This is a genomic window from Arsenophonus endosymbiont of Apis mellifera (assembly GCF_903968575.1).
Taxonomy (GTDB): domain Bacteria; phylum Pseudomonadota; class Gammaproteobacteria; order Enterobacterales; family Enterobacteriaceae; genus Arsenophonus; species Arsenophonus apicola.
This window is the reverse complement of the sequence record NZ_CAJCFU010000060.1, coordinates 77565-99534: the sequence shown is the minus strand read 5'-3', so window position 1 is coordinate 99534 and position 21970 is coordinate 77565. Positions and strand designations below refer to the sequence as shown.

General features: G+C 37.8%; 20 protein-coding genes and 2 pseudogenes. 9 read left to right on the top strand and 13 right to left on the bottom strand.

All coding sequences use genetic code 11. The annotated features are described in order from the left end of the window. Positions 1 to 86 precede the first annotated feature (86 nt). The 3 genes and pseudogenes from sodC (at position 87) to acnA (ending at position 4833) form a co-directional block, all read left to right on the top strand. Positions 87 to 611 carry a superoxide dismutase family protein gene (sodC, locus tag H1X92_RS09515; RefSeq protein ID WP_180559913.1) on the top strand — a complete coding sequence of 175 codons (525 nt, stop codon included), beginning with the start codon at positions 87 to 89 and terminating at the stop codon, positions 609 to 611. A gap of 333 nt (positions 612 to 944) precedes the next feature. Beyond that, positions 945 to 1919, top strand: a complete 975-nt coding sequence (gene cysB / locus H1X92_RS09510) for an HTH-type transcriptional regulator CysB (protein WP_180559912.1) — start codon at positions 945 to 947, stop codon at positions 1917 to 1919. Between the two features lie 238 nt (positions 1920 to 2157). Then, positions 2158 to 4833, top strand: a pseudogene (gene acnA / locus H1X92_RS09505) (aconitate hydratase AcnA). 67 nt (positions 4834 to 4900) lie between these two features. Here the strand turns inward: acnA and ribA are convergent. Beyond that, positions 4901 to 5503 carry a GTP cyclohydrolase II gene (gene ribA / locus H1X92_RS09500; protein WP_180560077.1) on the bottom strand — a complete coding sequence of 201 codons (603 nt, stop codon included), beginning with the start codon at positions 5501 to 5503 and terminating at the stop codon, positions 4901 to 4903. A 544-nt stretch (positions 5504 to 6047) separates the two neighbouring features. Here ribA and H1X92_RS09495 point away from each other — a divergent pair. From H1X92_RS09495 to yciH, 4 genes are read left to right on the top strand one after another with little or no spacing between them, the layout of a single operon-like run. Continuing rightward, on the top strand, positions 6048 to 6365 hold the full coding sequence (locus H1X92_RS09495; RefSeq protein ID WP_180559911.1) for a LapA family protein: 318 nt from the start codon (positions 6048 to 6050) through the stop codon (positions 6363 to 6365). A gap of 6 nt (positions 6366 to 6371) precedes the next feature. Then, positions 6372 to 7541, top strand: a complete 1170-nt coding sequence (lapB, locus tag H1X92_RS09490) for a lipopolysaccharide assembly protein LapB (RefSeq protein ID WP_180559910.1) — start codon at positions 6372 to 6374, stop codon at positions 7539 to 7541. A gap of 44 nt (positions 7542 to 7585) precedes the next feature. Then, positions 7586 to 8323 carry an orotidine-5'-phosphate decarboxylase gene (pyrF, locus tag H1X92_RS09485; RefSeq protein WP_180559909.1) on the top strand — a complete coding sequence of 246 codons (738 nt, stop codon included), beginning with the start codon at positions 7586 to 7588 and terminating at the stop codon, positions 8321 to 8323. Beyond that, entirely contained in the window at positions 8311 to 8640 is a 330-nt protein-coding gene (yciH, locus tag H1X92_RS09480) for a stress response translation initiation inhibitor YciH (RefSeq protein ID WP_202881808.1), read from the top strand. Before pyrF ends, yciH begins: the two co-directional genes overlap by 13 nt. A gap of 58 nt (positions 8641 to 8698) precedes the next feature. Here yciH and osmB read toward each other — a convergent pair whose 3' ends face one another. The 9 genes from osmB to rsxA form a co-directional block, all read right to left on the bottom strand. Next, positions 8699 to 8920: an osmotically-inducible lipoprotein OsmB gene (gene osmB / locus H1X92_RS09475; RefSeq protein ID WP_180559907.1), complete on the bottom strand. Its 222-nt coding sequence runs from the start codon at positions 8918 to 8920 to the stop codon at positions 8699 to 8701. 158 nt (positions 8921 to 9078) lie between these two features. Continuing rightward, a complete protein-coding gene (locus H1X92_RS09470) occupies positions 9079 to 11025 on the bottom strand; it encodes an exoribonuclease II (RefSeq protein WP_180559906.1) in 1947 nt (648 codons plus the stop codon). A 141-nt stretch (positions 11026 to 11166) separates the two neighbouring features. Beyond that, positions 11167 to 11808, bottom strand: coding sequence for an endonuclease III (nth, locus tag H1X92_RS09465; RefSeq protein WP_180559905.1), 642 nt, complete (start codon positions 11806 to 11808; stop codon positions 11167 to 11169). Further along, positions 11801 to 12535, bottom strand: coding sequence for an electron transport complex subunit E (locus tag H1X92_RS09460; RefSeq protein ID WP_180560076.1), 735 nt, complete (start codon positions 12533 to 12535; stop codon positions 11801 to 11803). Before H1X92_RS09460 ends, nth begins: the two co-directional genes overlap by 8 nt. A gap of 5 nt (positions 12536 to 12540) precedes the next feature. Then, on the bottom strand, positions 12541 to 13167 hold the full coding sequence (gene rsxG / locus H1X92_RS09455) for an electron transport complex subunit RsxG (protein ID WP_180559904.1): 627 nt from the start codon (positions 13165 to 13167) through the stop codon (positions 12541 to 12543). Positions 13168 to 13176: 9 nt separating this feature from the next. Next, positions 13177 to 14262 (bottom strand): electron transport complex subunit RsxD, encoded by a 1086-nt coding sequence (gene rsxD / locus H1X92_RS09450; protein ID WP_180559903.1) that lies wholly within the window; start codon positions 14260 to 14262, stop codon positions 13177 to 13179. A 26-nt stretch (positions 14263 to 14288) separates the two neighbouring features. After that, the gene (gene rsxC, locus H1X92_RS09445; protein ID WP_180559902.1) at positions 14289 to 16271 is read right to left on the bottom strand and encodes an electron transport complex subunit RsxC; all 1983 of its coding nucleotides are present in this window, start codon (positions 16269 to 16271) and stop codon (positions 14289 to 14291) included. Beyond that, the gene (gene rsxB, locus H1X92_RS09440) at positions 16264 to 16878 is read right to left on the bottom strand and encodes an electron transport complex subunit RsxB (RefSeq protein WP_180559901.1); all 615 of its coding nucleotides are present in this window, start codon (positions 16876 to 16878) and stop codon (positions 16264 to 16266) included. The genes rsxC and rsxB overlap by 8 nt, the downstream gene beginning before the upstream one ends. Further along, positions 16878 to 17459, bottom strand: coding sequence for an electron transport complex subunit RsxA (gene rsxA / locus H1X92_RS09435; RefSeq protein ID WP_180559900.1), 582 nt, complete (start codon positions 17457 to 17459; stop codon positions 16878 to 16880). The genes rsxB and rsxA overlap by 1 nt, the downstream gene beginning before the upstream one ends. 253 nt (positions 17460 to 17712) lie before the next feature. On the opposite strand from rsxA, the gene H1X92_RS09430 reads away from it, so the two are divergent. Both H1X92_RS09430 and H1X92_RS09425 read left to right on the top strand, forming a co-directional pair. Continuing rightward, the gene (locus tag H1X92_RS09430) at positions 17713 to 18759 is read left to right on the top strand and encodes an oxidoreductase (protein ID WP_180559899.1); all 1047 of its coding nucleotides are present in this window, start codon (positions 17713 to 17715) and stop codon (positions 18757 to 18759) included. Positions 18760 to 18860: 101 nt separating this feature from the next. Then, positions 18861 to 19802: pseudogene (locus tag H1X92_RS09425) on the top strand (bile acid:sodium symporter family protein). A gap of 2 nt (positions 19803 to 19804) precedes the next feature. Here the strand turns inward: H1X92_RS09425 and H1X92_RS09420 are convergent. The 3 genes from H1X92_RS09420 to H1X92_RS09415 form a co-directional block, all read right to left on the bottom strand. Then, a complete protein-coding gene (locus tag H1X92_RS09420; protein ID WP_180559898.1) occupies positions 19805 to 20077 on the bottom strand; it encodes a hypothetical protein in 273 nt (90 codons plus the stop codon). Positions 20078 to 20132: 55 nt separating this feature from the next. Next, positions 20133 to 20261 carry a hypothetical protein gene (locus tag H1X92_RS16090; protein ID WP_255498990.1) on the bottom strand — a complete coding sequence of 43 codons (129 nt, stop codon included), beginning with the start codon at positions 20259 to 20261 and terminating at the stop codon, positions 20133 to 20135. A gap of 74 nt (positions 20262 to 20335) precedes the next feature. Further along, a complete protein-coding gene (locus H1X92_RS09415; protein WP_180559897.1) occupies positions 20336 to 21928 on the bottom strand; it encodes a YdgA family protein in 1593 nt (530 codons plus the stop codon). Positions 21929 to 21970 lie beyond the last annotated feature (42 nt).

Genomic DNA, 21970 nt, shown 5'->3' with positions numbered 1-21970 from the left:
TAATTAAACAAGGCTACTGAAATCAGTAGCCTTATTTTTAGATTAGTTATCTTCGCTATTTAAAATCATAACAAGGATTAATATCTATGAAATTAAAAATGTTACTGATTGTCAGTGCTTTTTTTACTGCAACTTCGCTAGCTAATACAATTACAGTGCCAATGCAGATTGTTAGTGCAAAGGATAACGGGCCATCGGTTGGTAAAATTACCATCACGGAAACGAAGTTTGGCTTATTATTTACCCCCCAATTACAACAATTAGTGCCAGGAATACATGGTTTTCATATTCATGAAGGTGCTAGTTGTGATGCTTTGCAAAAAGAGGGAGAGCTAGTAGCAGCAGGAAAAGCAGGTGGCCATTTTGATCCTAATAAAACGGCTAAACATAAGGGTCCATATAATAACAGCGGGCATTTAGGTGATTTACCGGGTTTAGTCGTTAATGCCAATGGTAGTGCTGATTATGCCATTTTAGCTCCGCGTTTAAAATTAATAAGTCAAATTAAGAATAGAGCATTAATAATCCATCAAGGTGGCGATAATTATTCAGATCATCCAGAAACATTAGGCGGTGGTGGTTTAAGGATAGTTTGCGGTATTATTAAATAAATTAATTTATTTAATGCCATTCAAAGTTAGTTTAAGAAATCTTTAGTAATAGAGAACGGCTTTGTTTGGCTTTTTATTTTTAACATTCAATCAATTAATAAATCTTGGCAAAATTTATATTCATTATAACTAATAAATATATAATTAATTGTTAGTAAAATAAGTTCATTATATAAATAATATTTTATTTGTAATTTATTTGTTGTTATATTCACAACCACATATGTTATTGATTATAATAAATAACACTTATATTTCTTTTTGTTATAATATACTTACTATAAGTTATTAAATAATTAATCCTTTATTCAATTTATAAGGACGCTGAATAAGATGAAATTACAGCAATTACGTTACATTGTAGAGATTGAAAATCATAATTTAAATGTTTCATCAACAGCTGAAGGGTTATATACATCACAACCAGGTATAAGCAAACAGGTTCGTATGCTTGAAGATGAACTGGGAGTGCAAATTTTTGGACGCAGTGGTAAGCATTTAACCCATGTTACTCCAGCCGGAAAGGAAGTTATTAAAATTGCTCGAGAAGTGATGACGAAAATGAACGCGATACGTGCAGTCGTCGGTGAACATACTTACCCTGATCGTGGCATATTAGCAATTGCTACTACACATACTCAAGCAAGATATGCTCTTCCTGCGGTTATTAAGCAATTTATTGAACATTATCCACAAGTTTCATTACATATGAGCCAGGGCTCGCCAATCCAAATTGCAGAAGATGTCAGTAAAGGGAATAGCGATTTTGCTATTGCAACGGAAGCTTTACATCTTTACAAAGATTTAGTGATGTTACCTTGTTATCATTGGAATCGATCAGTTGTCGTGAAAGCAGATCATCCTTTGGCTGACAAGAAAAATATTACTATTAATGAGTTAGCGCAATATCCGATTGTGACTTATACCCATGGTTTTACTGGTCGCTCTGAGTTGGATGAGGCTTTTTATAAGGCAGGTTTACAGGCTAAGATTATTTTTACTGCCACAGACGCTGATGTTATTAAGACTTATGTAAGATTAGGATTAGGTATAGGAATTATTGCTAGCATGGCGGTTGATCCTAATCAGGATCAAGACTTAGTTATTATTGATATGCGGGATAAGTTTAGCTATAGCACCACAAAAATAGGTTTTCATCGTAATAGCTTTCTACGTAGTTATATGTATGATTTCATTTGGCGTTTTGCCCCACATTTAACGCCTGATGTTGTTGATAAAGCGATCTCATTGCGTTCAAATGATGAAATAGAAGAGATGTTTAAAGAAATCCAATTACCAACAATATAATTTCAGTAAAAATTAGCGTTTATTTCCGACTAATCGTTTTTTATTTTATATTTTTTCTTAGGCATTAATTTCATATCAAGCTAGAGCTATTTAACGTTAATATTTTTTAATTTATTTTGAACAAAATCATATTTAATGATCATTATGTGTTACTTAAGCGAAAAATATTTCTAATATAATATCTTTATAAGATGCTTCATCTTAGCTAGTTGGATAAAAAATAAAAAAAGGAGGAGTTATGTCGTTAAGTCTAAGAACGGACTGTGCATCCACACTCTCCGCTGGAAGTAAACACTACGAATATTTTAGTTTGTCTAGGGCAGCAAAACAGTTAGGTGATATTTCGAATCTACCAAAATCACTTAAAGTACTGTTTGAAAATCTACTACGCCATCTTGATGGAAAAGCTGTCGTATTAAAAGATTTGCAGGCGATGGTTGATTGGCAGCATACCGGGCATGCTGAGCGTGAAATTGCCTATCAACCCGCTCGAGTTTTGATGCAGGATTTTACCGGTGTGCCAGCAGTTGTTGATCTTGCTGCAATGCGTGAAGCTATGCAACGATTAGGTGGTGACGTTAATAAGGTAAATCCCCTAACGCCTGTCGATTTAATTATTGACCATTCGGTTATGGTTGATGAATTTGCTACCCCGCAAGCCTTTATTGATAACGTGAATTTTGAAATGCAACGCAATCATGAACGTTACCTATTTTTACGTTGGGGAAAAAAAAAGCTTTTAATCGTTTTAGAGTCATGCCACCAGGAACAGGTATCTGTCACCAGGTAAATTTGGAGTATTTAGGTAAGGCGGTGTGGTATGAAGAACGAGAGGGAAAATTGTTCGCTTATCCAGATACATTGGTTGGCACTGATTCACACACCACGATGATCAATGGTTTGGGGGTCTTAGGTTGGGGCGTTGGCGGTATTGAAGCTGAAGCTGCGATGTTGGGCCAACCAATTTCGATGCTCATTCCTGATGTTGTTGGTTTTAAATTAACAGGTAAACTCAACGAAGGGATCACCGCTTCCGATTTAGTTTTGACTGTGACGCAAATGCTACGTAAACATGGTGTAGTGGGAAAATTTGTTGAATTTTATGGTGATGGTTTGGCCGATTTACCACTGGCAGATCGCGCAACCATTGCCAATATGTCACCTGAATATGGTGCTACATGTGGTTTTTTCCCCGTTGATGAAATCACGTTAAGTTATATGCGATTAACAGGGCGTTCGGAAGATGAAATTGCTTTAGTTGAAAATTATACTAAAACACAAGGATTATGGCGCCATCCCGGCGACGAGCCTATTTTTACCAGCACATTAGCATTAGATTTAGCCTCGGTTGAAGCAAGTCTAGCCGGACCAAAACGCCCGCAAGATCGGGTTGAATTGAGCCAGGTTCCACATGCGTTCAAAGATTCAGTTGATCTGGAATTAAATAAATCAACCAAACAGCATGCACCCGCGGTCAGTTATGATGGTAAAAATTTTCAATTACAAGAGGGGGCGGTGGTTATCGCAGCAATAACTTCCTGTACCAATACTTCAAACCCAAGTGTTTTAATGGCAGCCGGGTTATTAGCCAAAAAAGCGGTTGAAAAAGGCTTACAGCGTAAGCCTTGGGTAAAATCTTCGCTAGCGCCAGGCTCAAAAGTGGTTACTGATTATTTAGCTAAAGCTGGATTGACGGATTACTTAAATCAATTAGGTTTCAACCTAGTTGGTTACGGCTGTACTACTTGTATTGGTAATTCAGGGCCACTACCAGCACCAATAGAAGAGGCAATCAAGAAACATGATCTTACTGTCGGTGCAGTACTATCAGGTAATCGAAATTTTGAAGGTAGGATCCACCCATTGGTAAAAACTAATTGGTTAGCGTCACCACCTTTAGTAATCGCTTATGCTTTGGCAGGTAATATGCAAATAAATCTTGCAAATGAGCCGTTAAGGCAAGATAAAAATGGTAAAGATGTATTGCTAAAAGATATCTGGCCAACCAGTCAGGAAATTGCCCATGCAGTACAATTGGTAAAATCTGACATGTTCCATAAAGAATATAATGCGGTTTTTGATGGCGATGAAGCATGGCAGGCACTTAATGTAAAAAGTTCAGCCACTTATTCATGGCAGCCTGATTCAACTTATATTCGTAATCCGCCTTTCTTTGATGATATGCCGCTAGTACCTGCGCCTATCACTGATATTCATGGCGCCCATATTCTGGCAATTTTTAGGCGATTCTGTTACCACCGATCATATTTCCCCCGCTGGCAATATCAAAGCGGATAGCCCCGCTGGTCGCTACTTACAATCACATGGCGTTCAAGCAGAAGATTTCAATTCGTACGGTTCAAGGCGAGGTAATCATGAAGTTATGATGCGAGGTACATTTGCCAATATTCGTATTCGTAATGAAATGCTACCAGGAGTTGAAGGCGGATTTACTCGCTATATACCCACACAGACTAAGCTAGCTATCTATGATGCTGCTATGCAATATCAGCAAAATAACATACCGCTCGCCATTATTGCTGGTAAAGAGTATGGCTCCGGCTCCAGTCGTGACTGGGCGGCTAAAGGAACGTTATTACTAGGAGTAAGGGTGGTTATTGCTGAATCTTATGAAAGAATTCATCGCTCTAATTTAATTGGTATGGGGGTTTTACCATTAGAATTTCCGGCTAATGTAAATCGTAAAACGTTAAAATTGACTGGTGATGAGACAATTGACATTGCAGGCTTGCAATCGATTACTCCAGGTCAGATGATTACAGTAACCATTACGGATAAAAATGGTCAGATAATGACAATTGCCATGCGTTGCCGAATAGATAAGATGACCGAATTGGAATATTTTCGTCATGGCGGTATTCTTCATTATGTTATTCGTCAAATGTTAAAGTAAACAAATATGAACCATCAAAAACTGTTCTGCAAAAAAAAACAGACAGTTTTTGATAATAACTGTGTGATTATTTTTTAGTATCATCGGATAGAATATGACCTAATTTGCTGGCCTTTACATTGAGATAGTCACTATTTTTAGGATTACGGCCAACAATAAGCGGAACTCGTTCTACGACATTAATTCCGGCTTCTTTCATAATTTCTAGTTTTTGGGGATTGTTTGTTAATAATCTTACTTCATTAATAGCGAGTAATTTATACATGTCAGCGCAGATAGTAAAATCACGTTCATCAGCTTTGAAGCCAAGTTTTAAATTGGCTTCAACCGTATCTAGACCTTTATCTTGCAGGGAATAGGCGCGAATTTTATTTAATAATCCGATATTACGCCCCTCTTGACGATGGTACAGTAGTACTCCGCGACCTTCTTGTGCAATTTGTTTAAGTGCTGCTTCTAGTTGAAAACCACAATCACAACGTAAACTAAATAAAGCATCACCGGTTAGACATTCCGAGTGAATACGGGAAAGGACGGGTTTTTCATCAGTAATATCACCATAAATAAGTGCTATATGATTATTACCATTAACAATTTCTTCAAAACCGACAAGGAGAAACTCACCAAAAGGAGTAGGTAGCTTGGCTTCAGCTATACGTTTTAGCTGCATATTGTTATACATAATCAACGAAACTCTGGATTTAAAATTAAGGGAAAATGCGTTAAAAAATAGTTAAATGTAGTTATCAAGTTGTTTTTTACCTATATATTTTACTAGGCTAGCGGATATCATCAGCAGATAAGATTATATTCATATTACTACAATATGATTATTAAAAAATTAACTATTTTAATTATAAGCACATTTTGTTTATCAATTTAGATTGAGATTTTATAATTGAGATGAGCGCGAATCTCAATGAAGAAACTGAATTTTTATTCACTTATTGAAAAAAACCGCCCGCAACACTAGTATTTCGTTGAATGGAATAAATACCAGCCAGAATCTTTTGATGACAATATTTTTCACCATTAACATAATATAGAAAATTTTTGTGATAACGCATTCTGTTATCTACCATTGAAATGTTTATTTAAATAAAAAGGTGAGTATTGATATAATTCACTTTCTTTATTGGGTTATCAAATGTTAAGTTAACAAAAGAAAAGTGATTTAACCGCTTTTCCATCATTAAGCAATAATAGGAAAAAATGTGAAATATTTTTTAATTTTATTACTTGCTATAGCCATTTTTATTGTTTCCGTGACACTTGGCTCAAGCAATAATCAGATAATAACATTTAATTATTTGATTGCCAAAGGTGACTATCCAATATCAACATTACTAGCAGTCCTTTTTGCGGTTGGATTCGTACTGGGTTGGCTTATCTGCGGGGTATTTTACGCAAAGGCATTAATTTCATTATCGAATGCAAGACGTAAAATTAAACGATTAGAAAGTCAATTAGTTGAATCACCCCAAAGTGAAAATGACACTAAAGTGGTGCTTGTTACAAATGAAAAAAGGTAATTTTTTATGTTAGAGCTGCTATTTCTGCTACTGCCTATTGCCGCTGCCTATGGTTGGTATATGGGACGCAGAAGTGCTCAACATGACAAACAGCAAACTGCCGATCGTTTATCCCGTGAGTATGTAGCTGGCGTCAATTTCTTACTATCTAATCAACAAGATAAAGCTGTTGATCTGTTTTTAGATATGCTAAAAGAAGATAGTTCGGCGTTTGAAGCTCATTTAACCTTGGGTAACCTTTTCCGTTCAAGAGGTGAAATTGAGCGAGCTATTCGTATTCATCAATCCTTATTTGAAAGTAACTCACTATCATTTGAGCAGAAACTACTAGCCGCACAGCAGCTTGGGCGAGATTATTTAGCGGCTGGGCTTTATGATCGCGCAAGAAATATTTTTTTGCAGCTAGTTGACGAACAAGATTTTCGCTTTAGTGCACTACAATCTTTACTTGCTATTTATCAAGCAACCAGTGATTGGCATAAAGCAATCGATGTTGCTGAAAAATTAGTCAAAATGGGCAATCCTCAATTAAAAGAAGAAATAGCCCATTTTTATTGCGAACTAGCGCTCTTGGAATTGAGTAGTGATAATCTAGATGGGGCATTTCTTTTACTGAATAAAGCCGCCCAAGCAAATAAAAACGGAGCCCGAGTTTCTATTATGAAAGGACGCATTCATATCGCTCGTGGTGAATACGAAAAAGCAATTTCTGTACTTAAGCAAGTTTTTGACCAGGATAGAGATTTAGTCAGTGACACTTTAGCTATGCTTTATGAATGTTATTATCATTTAGCTAGCTGGAGTGATTGGGAAGCTTATATTCAGCAATGTGTTGCCGGGGATAGTGGGGCAACGGCTCAACTTTATTTGGCGGAAATAATTGAAAAAAGGAAAGGGCCAGTAAAAGCACAAATATTTATTAAACAGCAGCTAGAACGTCATCCAACGATGCGATTGTTTTATAAACTGATCGATTATCATTTAGCAGACGCAGTAGAAGGAAGGGCAAAAGAGAGTCTGGAATTACTGCGCAATATGGTTGGTGAGCAAATACGTTCAAAACCTGATTATCGTTGTCGTAAATGTGGTTTTACTACCCATTCTTTATATTGGTATTGTCCTTCATGCCGTTCTTGGGATACGATCAAGCCAATAAAAGGCCTTGATGGTCAGTGACAACGTAACTGAAATTGCATTCATTAAATTTTGAAAGGTTAAAAATGATAGTTCGTACGCAAAATACACCCTCTGTCTCTACTAATTCCCCCGTTATTGTTGCATTAGATTATCATGATATAACCAGGGCATTATCCTTTGTTGATAATATTAGCCTACAGGATTGCCGCCTAAAAGTGGGTATGCAGATGTTTACTTTATATGGCCCACAATTTATTCAAACTTTACATAATCGAGGGTTTCAAGTTTTTTTGGATTTGAAATTTCATGATATCCCTAATACGGTTGCACAGGCTGTTAGAGCCGCTGCAGAAATGGGTGTTTGGATGGTTAATGTGCATGCTTGTGGCGGTGCCAGAATGATGATGGCAGCTAAAGAAGCATTAGTTGAATATGGTAAAGATGCACCATGGTTGATTGCGGTTACTGTATTAACTAGTATGGAACAAGCAGATCTAAACCAGGTTGGTATTAAACAACCACCGACTGATCGCGCTTTGCAGCTAGCAAAATTAGTCAAGCAATGTGGTGTGGATGGGGTTGTCTGTTCAGCTCATGAAGCATTAACACTGAAATCGGCTTGCGGTAATGATTTTTTATTAGTTACACCGGGGATCCGGCCTAATGGTGCAGAAGCGGGCGATCAGCGGAGAATAATGACACCAGAGCAGGCTATTAATGTTGGGGTTGATTATATGGTTATCGGTCGTCCTATTACCCATAGCGCTGCTCCAGCGTTAACTCTGGCGCAAATTAATCGTTCAATTGGATGGGTAAAATGAGTAACTCACGTTTAGTATATTCGACAGAAAGTGGCAGGATCGTCGAAGTAGAAAAAAAATCATCACCGACAAAAGGTGATGGTATTATTCGCATCAGACGTGAAAGTTCGGGACGGAAAGGTAAAGGTGTTTGTGTTATTAGCGGCTTGGATTTGAATAAAGATGAATTAATTTTGCTTGCGGCTGAGTTAAAGAAAAAATGCGGTTCAGGTGGCTCAATTAAAGCGGGTAATATTGAGATCCAGGGTGATAAACGGGAGCTTATCAAGCAATTATTAGAAGCTAAGGGAATGAAAGTTAAGCTGGCCGGTGGCTAATAATATTTATAAATAAAGCCAGATAATAACTGGCTCTATTATAGTTTGTTGAGGGCGATTATTTTTTACCGACCTGATGACCAATTAGGCCACCAATAGCCGCACCTCCTACCGTACCTAATCCACTTCCTTCAGTCAGAATAGCCCCACCGACTGCACCAATACCAGCACCGATAGTGGTATTTTTGTCGCGTTGTGACATATTAGAGCAGGCAGTCATAAACAGAAAGGAAAAGACCGATATTAATGTCAGTAATATGTGTTTTTTTGCACGCTTCATTTTTCTATCCTATTGATATGAAATGTAAAATTCAAATTAACTCAGATAGCGACTTTTTAATCCCCATTTTCGACAAGCCAATAATGGAATAGCTATAATAGTAAAGTCGCTATTCTGTACAGATAGCTCGGTATCAGCGAGCTATCTGTGAAATGTCCTTAGGCCACAAGTCGTGCAATAATATTGCGGGTTTCCATTCGAACTTCTTCAAGTTGAACATTAATCACATCGTTAAGTTTATAAACAGCAACACCTTTAATAAGTATAGCGCCTACTTCTTGACTACACTGTATTTCTTCCCGCACGGAATGAATAAAAGGTGCGGGAATGAAGGCATTGGCGCCATTATCTGTTAAGCGAATGCGGAGCCCACCTCGAGTAATGTCGATTATTTCAGCAGCAAAAATGGTGTTAGTTTTTGCAAAGGGTTTTAGAAAACGCGCATATAACCAATCACCTACATCGCGTTCAGCTAAACGATTAGCACGCTTGCGATCAGTAATTTTTGCCATCAAAGTTTCAGAGGGTTTTTCGACATGATGTTGCTCATTATTTATTATGGCTTTTAATAAACGGTGATTGATGATATCGGTATACTTACGGATCGGAGATGTCCAGGTGGCATAGGCATCAAATCCCAAACCATAATGGGCAGCTGGCGTGGTTTTAATTTCTGCAAAACCTTGAAAACGGCGTATTCGACTATCTATAAATTGAGTGGGTTGGCTATCTAATAAACGCCGTAAACGACAAAATCCTTCAAGGGTTAATAGCGTTTCTGCATCTTGTTCGATATTACTTTCTTGCAAAGTAGCAATAACGTTATCAATTTGGCTAGAGTCAAAACCATTATGAACATTAAAAATACCGATTCCTAATTTATCTTTTAATACTTTTGTTGCGCAAAGATTGGCGGCAATCATCGCTTCTTCGACGATACGATTAGCAATTCGACGTTTTTCCGCCAAAATGTTAATAACATGACCATTTTCATCAAGTACAAAACGATAGTCTGGTCGATCCTTAAATACTAATGCATGGGCTAGGCGCCAGGAGGAACGTTTTTCGCACATTTCATTGAGTAATAATATTTGCTGCTTAATTATTTCATTTTCGACTTGCAATTTATCTTGCTGTTCCAGCCAGTCAGAAACATCATCGTATACCAACTTGTTTTTTGATTCGATCCAAGCCAGGCAAAATTGAATATTTTCGGCTAATTGTCCATCTTGTTTAATATCAAATTGACAGACTAGCGCAGGGCGACGCTCATTAGGGCGCAGAGAGCACAAATCATCCGATAATTCACGTGGTAACATCGGAATATTGAAGCCAGGTAAGTAATTGGTATATCCACGTTGTTGGGCAATGGTATCTAACTCACTATTTACCGGGATATAACAGGTTGGATCGGCAATGGCAACAAAAAGGCGTAATTGATCATCATCAATACGCTCTATATAAAGCGCATCATCCATATCTTCCGTGCTAGCACTGTCAATAGTGATAAAATTGAGATGAGTAAGATCTTGGCGCTCTGTTGTCTGCTCTTCAATTGTGCAGCTTTGCATTTTTGGTGCTTCGCGCTCTAATTGATGCCGACTAAGAGTTACCCACCAAGGGGCAAAATGGTCATCGCCACAAGTAATATATTGGGTTATTTCAGCTTGAAAGCCGCCTTGATTTTTTAATGGATGACGACGAATTTCAGCTATGACCCAATCATTATGGGCAAAATCATGCCTAAGATGTTGTGCCGGACGACAAAAAATGTTCTCTTTTAAAATTGGGTGATCGGGTTTGACATAAAGCCGATTATCATTATTTCTTTTTTGAATACGTCCGACGAATCGGGTGAGAAAGGGTTCAACCAATTGCTCTGGTTCAACTATTTCGCGATCTTTATTGGTGTGAATAGCGGCGATAATCCGATCACCATGCATCACTTTTTTCATTTGTGGTGGTGGAATGAAATAAGTTTTCGTTCCATCGACCTCAAGAAAACCAAAACCTTTTTCTGTACTTTTAACAATCCCTTCAACACGAGGCGTTTGGGCATGTAATTGCTGTTTTAGCTGCGCTAGCAGCGGGTTATCTTGAAACATACTATCCGTATTTGTGTCATTAAATTAAAATTTACCCACATTTTGCTCAAGTTGAGTGCTATGGGCAAGCAGAAAAATAATATTTGTCACTTTAACAAAGGGTGTATATAAGTTCGTCTGGCAAATGCGATTTGTTAATTGTTAGATTGCTAACTCTGGTTTGTCGTCAAATTCACATAAATCTTCAATAATACAAGAGCCGCAGCGTGGTTTTCTAGCAATACATGTGTACCGGCCGTGTAATATAAACCAGTGGTGACAATCCACTTTAAATTCAGTCGGTACTACTTTGAGTAACTTTTGTTCTACCTCGATAACATTCTTACCTGGGGCAAAATTTGTGCGATTACAAACGCGAAAAATATGGGTATCAACAGCAATTGTAGGCCAGCCAAAAGCGGTGTTCAATACCACATTGGCGGTTTTACGACCAACGCCGGGTAAAGATTCTAATGCTTCGCGATCTTCAGGTACTTCGCCGTTATATCTATCAATTAATATCTGACAGGTTTTAATAATATTTTCCGCTTTGGTGTTAAATAAGCCGATTGTTTTGATGTAACGCTTTATTTCATCAAGACCAAGAGCCAGCATTTTTTCAGCTGTATTAGCGACCGGGTAGAGTTTTGCTGTGGCTTTATTAACACTAATATCCGTTGCTTGGGCGGAAAGTAAGACAGAAATAAGTAATTCAAAAGGCGAATTAAAAGTAAGCTCGGTTGTTGGTGTTGGATTGTTGTCACGTAAGCGAGTCAAGATGGCTATCCGCTTTTGTTTATTCATATTTTGTTTGCTCTTGATCCTTGGCTAAATGACTTTGATTGGGGAAAGAAGCTGATTTTACAACAGCGAGTTGTTGTTTTTGACTGATATATTTTTTTATTCTTTCATCGATTAAATATTTACCTGCTAGCATCAATCCTAATCCAATGAAAGCGCCAGGCGGTAATATGGCTAATAAAAAAGGTGAATTAAGATGAATAACTTCAATACGTAGTATTTTTGCCCATTCTCCCAATAGCAAATTGGCACCATCAAATAATGTCCCATTACCTAAAATTTCTCGCATTGCGCCTAAAAAAAATAGCGCCATAGTCGCACCCGCACCCATTGCCAAACCATCGATCGCTGAGTGATAAACATTATTTTTGGCGGCATAAGCTTCAGCCCGCCCAATAACAATACAGTTAGTAACGATTAGCGAAATAAAAATACCTAAAGATTGATATAAACCAACGGCATAGGCGTTAATTAACATCTGCACAGCGGAGACAACCGATGCAATAATCATGACATAAATAGGAATACGTATTTCGTTTGGGATCCAATGACGAAATGTTGAAACCGTAATATTGGTAACAAACAGCACTAATGTTGTTGCCAGTCCTAGTCCTAACGCGTTAGTGGCAGTTGAAGAAACCGCTAGCAACGGGCATAAACCTAATAATTGAACCAGTGCCGAATTGTTTTTCCATAATCCTTGGATAAAAAGTTTTTTAGTTTCATTCATGGTAATTAATTTGAGCATGCTGGATAAGTTGATAATTTTTGTGGTACCGATTGTATAAACATGGCAGTACGCTTAGTGGCATTAATTACGGCTCTTGGCGTAATAGTGGCGCCAGTAAATTGGTCAAAATCACCGCCATCTTTTTTTACTGCCCAATGCGAGCTATGTTCTGAGTCAATTTTTTTACCTGAGAAATAATTGATCCAATTTGAAATACGAATATCAATTTTATCACCTAACCCTGGTGTTTCATGATGTTCAGTTACACGGACACCGAGTACTTTACCATGGAAATCAGCTGCGACCAGTAATTTTATTGCGCCTGAGTAGCCATCAGGTGCGGTACTTTCTATGATGGCTGCTATCGGTTTTCCTGCTTTTCTAGCAATGTAGAGATGATGAGGCAGCGAGCTACCTAATGCTTCATTTTTACTGACTAAATAACACTCTTTGGTTAAATCATTATCATATAAGTTAGGAGAAATAATTTGATCAAAAAGTTTTTGTTGTTGGATCAGAATCTGGCTATTGATGGTACTTTTGGTGAGCGTATAAACCGTTGCTACCAGTCCGGTGGTAGCCGCAGCAAAAACAGCCAATATTAAGCCATGATGTCTAATGGATTTTAACATAACTGTTCCTTATTTATGGCCATAAACACGAGGTTGGCTATAGTGATCAATCAGTGGTACCGCAATATTGGCCAGTAATACCGCAAAAGCAACAGCATCAGGATAACCACCATAAACCCGAATGATCCAGATTAGTAATCCTATCATTGCACCATAAATGAGACGGCCCCGCGGTGTGGTTGCGGCTGTAACTGGATCGGTAGCAATAAAAAAGGCGCCGAGCATGGTTGCCCCTGAAAATAGATGGAGCATCGGAGAAGCGTATTGTGATGGCATAATTAACCAACTCAATAATGAACACAATAACAGCATAGCTAAAAATGCCAGAGGAATTTGCCAGCTAATTATTCGCCGGCTAAGCATGATAATACCACCAAACAAATAGGCAACATTAACCCATTGCCAACCGATACCAGCAAATGAACCTTGTAAAATAGGCTGTTGCAGTATTTGGCTGATCGAGTATGTCAATAAACCCGTTTTAAAACTATCGAGTGGTGTCGCTTGACTTATACCATCAAAACCTAGCGTTAATTGGCTTAATGTGGCACCTGTCGCGGTATGACCGGTAAAAATTACCTGTAGGCTAGCTAAGGCATTGGTATGGATAGATTGAAGTTCTATCGGAGGTAACCAACTGGTCATTTGCACAGGAAATGAGATCAATAATACCACATAACCTACCATGGCTGGATTAAACGGATTTTGACCTAATCCGCCATAAATGTGCTTAGCAATTAATATGGCAAAAGCTGTACCTAAAACCACTAGCCACCAGGGTGATAAAGGCGGAATACTGATAGCTAATAGTAAGGCGGTTACTAAGGCGGAATTATCTTTTAAGTGGGGCATAACCGGTAATTTTCGTAACTGTAAGGCGCCAGCCTCACTTATGAAAGCCGTTATGATGGCGAGTAAAATTTGGTAAATTGTCCCGCTACCAAAAAAGTAAATTTGGCAGACAATACCGGGAATGGCTGCTATAACAACCCACAACATCAGTTTACTGGTAGTTTGTTTTTGATGGGTAAAGGGTGAACTTGCCATTTTTAAGCGGTTCATTCGATGATCAGTAGGTATTGGTCTGAATTTCATTTTTCAGCTCATTTGTTGTTTAATTATTAGCGAGTTTTACTCTGCGCATCGCGTTTTGCTTTAACACGAGCAATCGCTGCGGCAACGGCCGCTTTGCGTGGATCAACCGGTTGCTGTTCTGTCGTTACTTCTATGGCTACGGTAGATTGACTTTCTGCCGCTTTTTTGGCTTTAACACGAGCAATCGCTGCGGCAACGGCCGCTTTGCGTGGATCAACCGGTTGTTGTTCTGTCGTTGCTTCTATGGCTACGGTAGATTGACTTTCTGCCGCTTTTTTGGCTTTAACACGAGCAATCGCTGCGGCAACGGCCGCTTTGCGTGGATCAACCGGTTGCTGTTCTGTCGTTGCTTCTATGGTTACGGTAGATTGACTTTCTGCCGCTTTTTTGGCTGCTTGAATAACACGCAATTGAGCTTTTCTGGCATGGCGCGCTTTAATAGCAGCCTGGTTATCCATTGGCTCAAGGTTACCATTGTCAGTCTGTTTTTGTTGCGTATTAATTCGCATCACTGCAGCGTTGATTGCGGCTTTGTCTTTTGCTTCGATCTTAACGACCGCTTGGTTATGACGTTGTTGACGTAGCATTTTTTCACGTTCAAGCCGAGCTTTTTTAGCTTCAAACCGTTTTTTGGCCGCAGAAGCACGTTGTTTTTCTTGGGCAATAGCTTTAATTGCTGCCTTTTCCTGTCGATAGTATTGAACCAGAGGGATATTACTTGGGCAAACATAAGCGCAGGCACCGCATTCTATACAGTCGGATAAATTATGTTTTTCCGCTTTTTCATGCTCCTGTCCTCGACTAAACCAATAAAGTTGTTGTGGTAATAAATTGACAGGGCAAGCTTGAGTGCAAAGACCACAGCGAATACAAGCTTCCTCGATGGCAGGTTTACCTATTTCTGCCAAAGTTGGAACAAGGATACAGTTGCTAATTTTAACAATAGGCACGGTTAAATCAGGCAAAGTAAATCCCATTAATGGTCCTCCCATAATAACCATTTGTTCTGACTGTGGCACCATACCAACTTGTTGTAATAGGAAATTGACCGGAGTGCCCAAACGAACCCAATAATTACCAGGATTTTGTATTGCACCGCCGGTTAATGTTACCACTCGCTCAATCAACGGTTCGCCATTGATAATCGCCCGTTTAATAGCAAACACAGTGCCAACATTTTGCATTAATATACCAATGAAAGAAGAGTGAACTCCGTGGGGTATTTCCTTACCAATTAATATCTTTGTTAATTGTTTAGCTCCACCGGAAGGATACTTGGTTGGGATCACTCTTAATTTAATGATAGCTTGTTGGTCTAAAAGTGCTTTTTTTAAGGCAGCTATTGCGGCGGGCTTATTATCTTCAATCCCAATTAAGACTTCTTTTGGTTTTAGTATATGAATCAATATCAATATACCTTCGATGATTTCATCAGCATGCTCCTGCATTAATCGATCATCGGCGGTTATATAAGGTTCGCATTCTGCTGCGTTAATGATCAAGGTATTAATTAATTTATTACCATTTTTCAATTTTGTGGCAGTAGGAAAACCTGCGCCACCTAATCCTGCTATGCCAGCTTGCTCAATATGTGACAATAAGACTTGAGCAGAATGTTGTATGTAGTTGGCTAAAGGTTTGCGCTCACACCATTGATCTTTACTATCCGGCTGTAGCCGAATACAAAGCGTTTTTAGGCCGGACGGGTGTGCGGTTATATGTGGCGCTATGGCAGTAATAGTGCCTGAGGTAGTAGCATGGACAGGGAGCCTACGATCACAACCTTTAGTTAGGGCTTGGCCTTTTAATACATAGTCACCGGTTTTAACAATGATATCGCCAGCTGTGCCTATATGCTGTTGGACAGGAATAATCAATTCATCAGCTAAGGGCAGTGTAAGTAACGAAACCTGGTTTGATTGTGTTTTCATTTCAGGTGGATATATGCCCCCCGAAAAAGACCAAATTTTTTCTTTATTTGCAGTAAGTTTTTTAAAAAAGTCAAACATTTGCTCGCTCCTTGCTAGCAAATGCAACTGTTGGTGTTGAGCTCGATGGGGGGGTAATATTTTTTACTGGAATAGTGGTCAGATCCCATTTCCAGTTTTTGATCGTGGTTTTTATCGGTCGCATAGTAATACAGTCTGTTGGGCAGGGGGCAACGCAAAGATCACAACCGGTACAGAGATCTTCTACCACCGTATGCAAAGCGCGCGTTGTTCCAACAATCGCATCAACGGGGCAAGCTTGAATACATTTAGTGCAGCCAATACAGTTGGCCTCATCAATAAAAGCCACTTTTCGCTCAGGTGTTAATTTATCTTCATCAAGCGCTTGGGGCTCCACATTAAGTAATTCGGCAATTTTTAACATGGCCTGTTCGCCGCCTGGCGCGCATTTATTTATGGTTTCACCACTATTGGCTATTGCTTCAGCATATGGACGGCAGCCAGGATAGCCACATTGGCCACACTGACTTTGAGGTAAGATATGATCAATTTTCTCCACTATCGGATCATCTTCTACTTTAAAACGAAGAGCGGCAAATCCTAAAATAAGACCAAAGATAAGGCCAAATCCGGCAATAACACCAATGGCAATTAATAAAGTACTCATTAGAATTTTACCAAACCACTAAATCCCATAAATGCTAAAGACATTAAGCCGGCAGTAATGAGACCAATAGATGAGCCACGAAAGGGAGCTGGGACATTTGCCACCGCAATGCGTTCACGGATGGCAGAAAATAGAATCATTACTAAAGAAAATCCTACTGCGGCTGCAAAACCATAGACGGCAGATTGTAAAAAATTATGTGATTGATGGATATTCAGCAATGCCACGCCAAGAACTGCACAGTTTGTGGTAATTAACGGTAAAAAAATACCTAAAAGACGGTATAGGATTGGGCTGGTTTTGCGCACCACCATTTCTGTAAATTGGACAACAACAGCAATTACCAAGATAAAGCTTAATGTGCGTAAATAAAGCAAATCTAACGGTATTAAAACATATGTATCCATAAGCCATGAACAAATGGATGCTAAAGTCATTACAAATGTAGTTGCAAATCCCATACCAATAGCAGTTTCTAGTTTTTTCGAGACCCCCATAAACGGGCATAAGCCAAGAAATTTTACCAGCACGAAATTATTTACCAAAACGGTGGCGATAAATAATAAAAAATAATCTGTCATCTGAACGCCTAAATTTTTTTATTTAGTCAGTAGAAGTTATAAACATAAATGGTCGGCTATGATAGCAACTGATTGCAATATAGGTTATCGATCTTGTGTGAAAGTCGATTTTAGCCAGTTAAACATTTTTGCCAAAATGAAAAATAGTGATTGCAGCTAAAAAATAAAGGGGTAGGCTAAGTAACATGAATTGCCTGCTCTAGTTGTAATATGGTTTTTTAAGTTTGACATATGATTGTTTTAAGGGGTTGTTATGAATAAACCTATTAAGGTTGGTTTGATTGGTTACGGTTTTGCCGGTAAAACCTTTCATGTTCCTTTTATTACAACAATAGAAGGATTTCAATTATCAGCTATTGTGAGTAGTGATGTACAAAAAGTGAAAAAAGATTGGCCTAATGTTCCTATTTTTGCTTCGCTTGAACAACTTTTGGCTGAGCAGCCAGAAGTAGATTTGATTGTTATTCCAACACCAAATAAAACCCATTTCCCATTAGCTAAACAAGCGCTTGAAGCAGGTAAACATGTTATTGTTGATAAACCGTTTACCTTGACTGTGCAAGAAGCCATATCATTAAAACAACAAGCGCAGGAAAAAGGTAAATTATTATCTGTCTATCATAACCGACGCTGGGATTCAGGTTTTTTAACGGTAAAATCTTTACTAGAAAATCAAACATTGGGTGAGCTGAAATATTACGAATCACATTTTGATCGTTATCGACCTGAAGTTCGTCAACGATGGCGAGAATCAAATGAGGCAGGAAGCGGTCTATGGTATGATTTGGCGCCGCACATGCTTGATCAAGTATTGCAACTTTTTGGCAAACCTAAATCGATTATGGCTGATATAGCGATGATCCGCCCAAATGCTGAAGCGGTTGATTATTTTCATGTTTGCTTAAATTATTCAACTATCAAGGTTGTTTTACATGCAACCACTGTTGCAGCGGCAGAGTCACCGGTTTATCTACTTCATGGTATGCAAGGAAGTTATATCAAGTATGGTTTGGATCCACAAGAAGAATGCTTAAAGGCAGGGCAGTTGCCAACAGCAGAAAATTGGGGTAAGGATAGCCGCGACGGAAATGTGACGCTGTCACAAAATGGTGAGCTGATCGTTAAGCCATTAGAAACTGAACAGGGTAATTATGGTATGTATTATTGTGCTATACGTGAGGCAATTAATAACGCTGCACCTAATCCAGTTACCGCCGAAGAGGCTATTTTGGTGATGAAATTGATTGAGGCGGGAATCGAGTCAGCAAAAACGCAACACACGGTAGAGCTGGCACTTTAATTTTATTTATTTTGTCTATTCTTATTTTTAAAAATTAAAATATTAAAGGAAGCGTTATGAGTTGGTGGCGTCGTTTACAAATTGACAATTTTTAGCTGCTTATGCTAATGACCATCATGCTTGCTTCCTTTTTTCCTTGTCAAGGTAAAGTAAAAATCGTATTTCAGCATTTAACGACCATCGCTATTGCGTTACTTTTCTTTCTTCATGGGGCTAAACTTTCACGCCAAGCTATTTTAGCGGGTATCGGTCACTGGCGATTACATCTGTTAATTTTTGCCAGTACCTTTATTTTATTTCCTCTTATTGGTTTAGCATTAAAGCCTTTGCTGCCTGATTGGCTTTCACCGACTATTTATATCGGATTTCTTTACCTTTGTGCTTTACCTGAGACAGTATAGTCTGCAATTGCGTTTACTTCTGTTGCCGGCGGAAATATTGCCGCTGCAATTTGTAGTGCATCCGCTTCCAGCTTATTGGGGGTGTTTTTATCGCCAATATTAGTTAGCTTCTTGATAGATATCGATAATCATCAACAGATTAATCTGTTGTCAAATATTGGTGCTATTTTACTGCAGATTATGTTGCCATTTATAGTAGACCATTTGTTCAGGCCATTAATGGTAAAATGGATTAATCGCTATCGAAAATTGATTACTATTTCTGATCGTTCATCTATTTTATTAGTGGTTTATGTTGCTTTTAGCGAGGCAGTGATTGAAGGGATATGGCATAAAGTTGATGGTTGGTCATTGTTATTGATTACGATTATTAGTTGTTTACTGCTAGCTATAGTGGTTTTATTTAATATTTTCACTGCGCGCTATTTTGGCTTTAGTAAAGCAGATGAGATCACGCTAGTGTTTTGTGGCTCTAAGAAGAGTTTAGTGAATGGTGTTCCAATGGCTAATATACTCTTTCCTGCTCATCTGGTTGGTATTATTTTACTGCCGGTGATGATTTTCCATCAAATTCAATTAATGGTATGTGCGGTATTAGCCCAACGCTATGCTAAGAGTGTAGTTAACGTTAATGATCAATAATGTTATTTAATTGATGATATATATCCATTTAATTTAGCTCTTTCATTTTGTATTTTTTTTTCTTGCTGAATTTGTTTAACTTGTATAAGTTTTTGGCTTAATAGAAAAGGGCAGACGGGTAACGACAAGCTTTCAGTTGAATGTAAGTTTTTTGGCGTTCCTTGCAGGGCGACATTTTCTGTCGTGGAGTTATATTCTAGATTAAGACGCGAAGTTAAATGAAAATGATGATAATTTTTTATTTGAATTGAACTGTCAAGATTAAGACGTAACATTAGTTGCTGATAAAATTTAGCCTTACTTGAACCAATTGTTGTTGAAATATGAATGTTATTTAGTACAGAACAATTTTTTATTTTTTTTTATTTTACTAATTATAGAGTTTGTTTTTGGTTGATTTTGCTGCTGGCTATTTTTTATTAAAGGTCTATTTTTAGTAATATTAATTTTATTCGGCATAGCACCACCTCAAATATTAAAAATTAATGCAAAAGAGCCAGTATTTTAACTGGCTCTTGTCATTTTACTAAGTTTTAATTTGATTGTGGCGTGGTTTTCGGTATGGTTGATGGCTCAGAGGAGGGGTTGTCCATTAAGCCGATATTAATTAAAAACTGATCTAATTTAAATTTTTGCTTATTCATTTCCAGTTCATCACCCGCATATTCAATATCCATAGTCATATTATCTTTTGTTACCAACATCCACGGCAGGAATGGTCTGTTTTCATTCAATTGTGCTTTTTTCTCATCACTGAGAAAATATTCCGTTGGTGACATAAAGACATTTTGTTTTGCTGAACTTTCAAATTCACTAATCTGTGCGGTTGCTTTCTGGCTAAACAATGTTTTTTGTTCTGCTGTGGCAATTTTATCATCTGAACTGAGTACTTCTGTTTGGGTAAGCATTTCTATCAACATTGGTTTTGATAAATCGATATTGATATTAAAATGATTAAATAGTGCTTTGATTACCTGATCATATTGATTATTTTGGCTGTAAACAGAGAGTTGATTTAACGTCCAGGGCTTCATATCTATATCTATTTTGATATTGCTTGTACCGGCGCTATTTTTCCAATAGAAGGGCTCGATGACAATTCTCGGGCTATTTTTTAACAAACTAGGTAAGTTATCAATTAATAATTGGGCGAACAGGGTATCGGCATTATAAAGTGGGTTACCATTAGCTAAGTTGTGAGCAATTTCATCATTATAATTTTTTAAGAAATTACCAAAAGCTTTAGCATCCATTCTTTCAATTAATAAGGTAAGTTCACCAGAACCTAAGTTTTGTTCCTTAGCGATGAAATCATTAATGCTATAGGAAATTTTACCGTCAATACTATCACCATTTAGTACCGAATTTAAGTTAATAGCGAAGTTTTTAAATGAAAATTTAATATCATTACTATTAAAATTAATATCAGAAATGTTAAGCGTCTGTTTGCCGGAATAGAAATTAAACGGAGTCAGTGATAAATCACTTTGGATATTAAGTCCTTTAAGAGTCATGTTTTCCGTTTTTTCTTTGTTGCCGATAACAAAATTATCACTAACAACGGAAACTTTTATATCTTTAAGATCGGTATTACCCACATAATTTATTGTACCACCGCTAAACGTTATATTTTTGCCATAACTATTACCGTCAAGTGGACTTAAGTTTAAATTTGCATCTAGACCTTCATTAAAACCAACATCAACATTACCAGTTATAAAAGCTTGTTCCTGAGTATATTTGAAGAGTTCTTCTGTGGTCTCATTTTTAACAAGTTCAATACTCGCTGAGGCTAACCTTGGTAGCAGATTAAGTTTAACTATTTTATTAATAGGAAAAGGGCCATGAAAAATTTTTGTGGCAAACTTAACAATGGTAGTTTTTCCTTCGTCATTCTCTTTTAAATTAATAATGATATCTGCGTTAGAAGTGAAAATTCCACGCTGATAATTTTCTGTTTTAACATTAATACCAGCTTCTGGTGCATTATTCTTTAAGGTAGTATTTGTACGCTCAATGAAAGTATTAAATTCTCCCTCAATTTTTTTTCCAGCATACCAAGAGCCAATGGTCCAAATTATGACAACAATTGCAATGACACTTACAGCTACTAACGATTTCTTCATATATCCATCCCTTAAGGATTTTAGCGGGTAAAAGTAATCAAA

Excerpts from the sequence above, each read along its gene's own strand:
- sodC (WP_180559913.1), top strand. The coding sequence starts at position 87 with ATGAAATTAAAAATGTTACTGATTGTCAGTGCTTTTTTTACTGCAACT.
- cysB (WP_180559912.1), top strand. The coding sequence starts at position 945 with ATGAAATTACAGCAATTACGTTACATTGTAGAGATTGAAAATCATAAT.
- ribA (WP_180560077.1), bottom strand. The coding sequence starts at position 5,503 with ATGCAGCTAAAACGTATAGCTGAAGCCAAGCTACCTACTCCTTTTGGT.
- lapB (WP_180559910.1), top strand. The coding sequence starts at position 6,372 with ATGTTAGAGCTGCTATTTCTGCTACTGCCTATTGCCGCTGCCTATGGT.
- pyrF (WP_180559909.1), top strand. The coding sequence starts at position 7,586 with ATGATAGTTCGTACGCAAAATACACCCTCTGTCTCTACTAATTCCCCC.
- yciH (WP_202881808.1), top strand. The coding sequence starts at position 8,311 with ATGGGTAAAATGAGTAACTCACGTTTAGTATATTCGACAGAAAGTGGC.
- osmB (WP_180559907.1), bottom strand. The coding sequence starts at position 8,920 with ATGAAGCGTGCAAAAAAACACATATTACTGACATTAATATCGGTCTTT.
- H1X92_RS09470 (WP_180559906.1), bottom strand. The coding sequence starts at position 11,025 with ATGTTTCAAGATAACCCGCTGCTAGCGCAGCTAAAACAGCAATTACAT.
- nth (WP_180559905.1), bottom strand. The coding sequence starts at position 11,808 with ATGAATAAACAAAAGCGGATAGCCATCTTGACTCGCTTACGTGACAAC.
- H1X92_RS09460 (WP_180560076.1), bottom strand. The coding sequence starts at position 12,535 with ATGAATGAAACTAAAAAACTTTTTATCCAAGGATTATGGAAAAACAAT.
- rsxG (WP_180559904.1), bottom strand. The coding sequence starts at position 13,167 with ATGTTAAAATCCATTAGACATCATGGCTTAATATTGGCTGTTTTTGCT.
- rsxD (WP_180559903.1), bottom strand. The coding sequence starts at position 14,262 with ATGAAATTCAGACCAATACCTACTGATCATCGAATGAACCGCTTAAAA.
- rsxC (WP_180559902.1), bottom strand. The coding sequence starts at position 16,271 with ATGTTTGACTTTTTTAAAAAACTTACTGCAAATAAAGAAAAAATTTGG.
- rsxB (WP_180559901.1), bottom strand. The coding sequence starts at position 16,878 with ATGAGTACTTTATTAATTGCCATTGGTGTTATTGCCGGATTTGGCCTT.
- rsxA (WP_180559900.1), bottom strand. The coding sequence starts at position 17,459 with ATGACAGATTATTTTTTATTATTTATCGCCACCGTTTTGGTAAATAAT.
- H1X92_RS09430 (WP_180559899.1), top strand. The coding sequence starts at position 17,713 with ATGAATAAACCTATTAAGGTTGGTTTGATTGGTTACGGTTTTGCCGGT.
- H1X92_RS09420 (WP_180559898.1), bottom strand. The coding sequence starts at position 20,077 with ATGTTACGTCTTAATCTTGACAGTTCAATTCAAATAAAAAATTATCAT.
- H1X92_RS16090 (WP_255498990.1), bottom strand. The coding sequence starts at position 20,261 with ATGCCGAATAAAATTAATATTACTAAAAATAGACCTTTAATAAAAAAT.
- H1X92_RS09415 (WP_180559897.1), bottom strand. The coding sequence starts at position 21,928 with ATGAAGAAATCGTTAGTAGCTGTAAGTGTCATTGCAATTGTTGTCATA.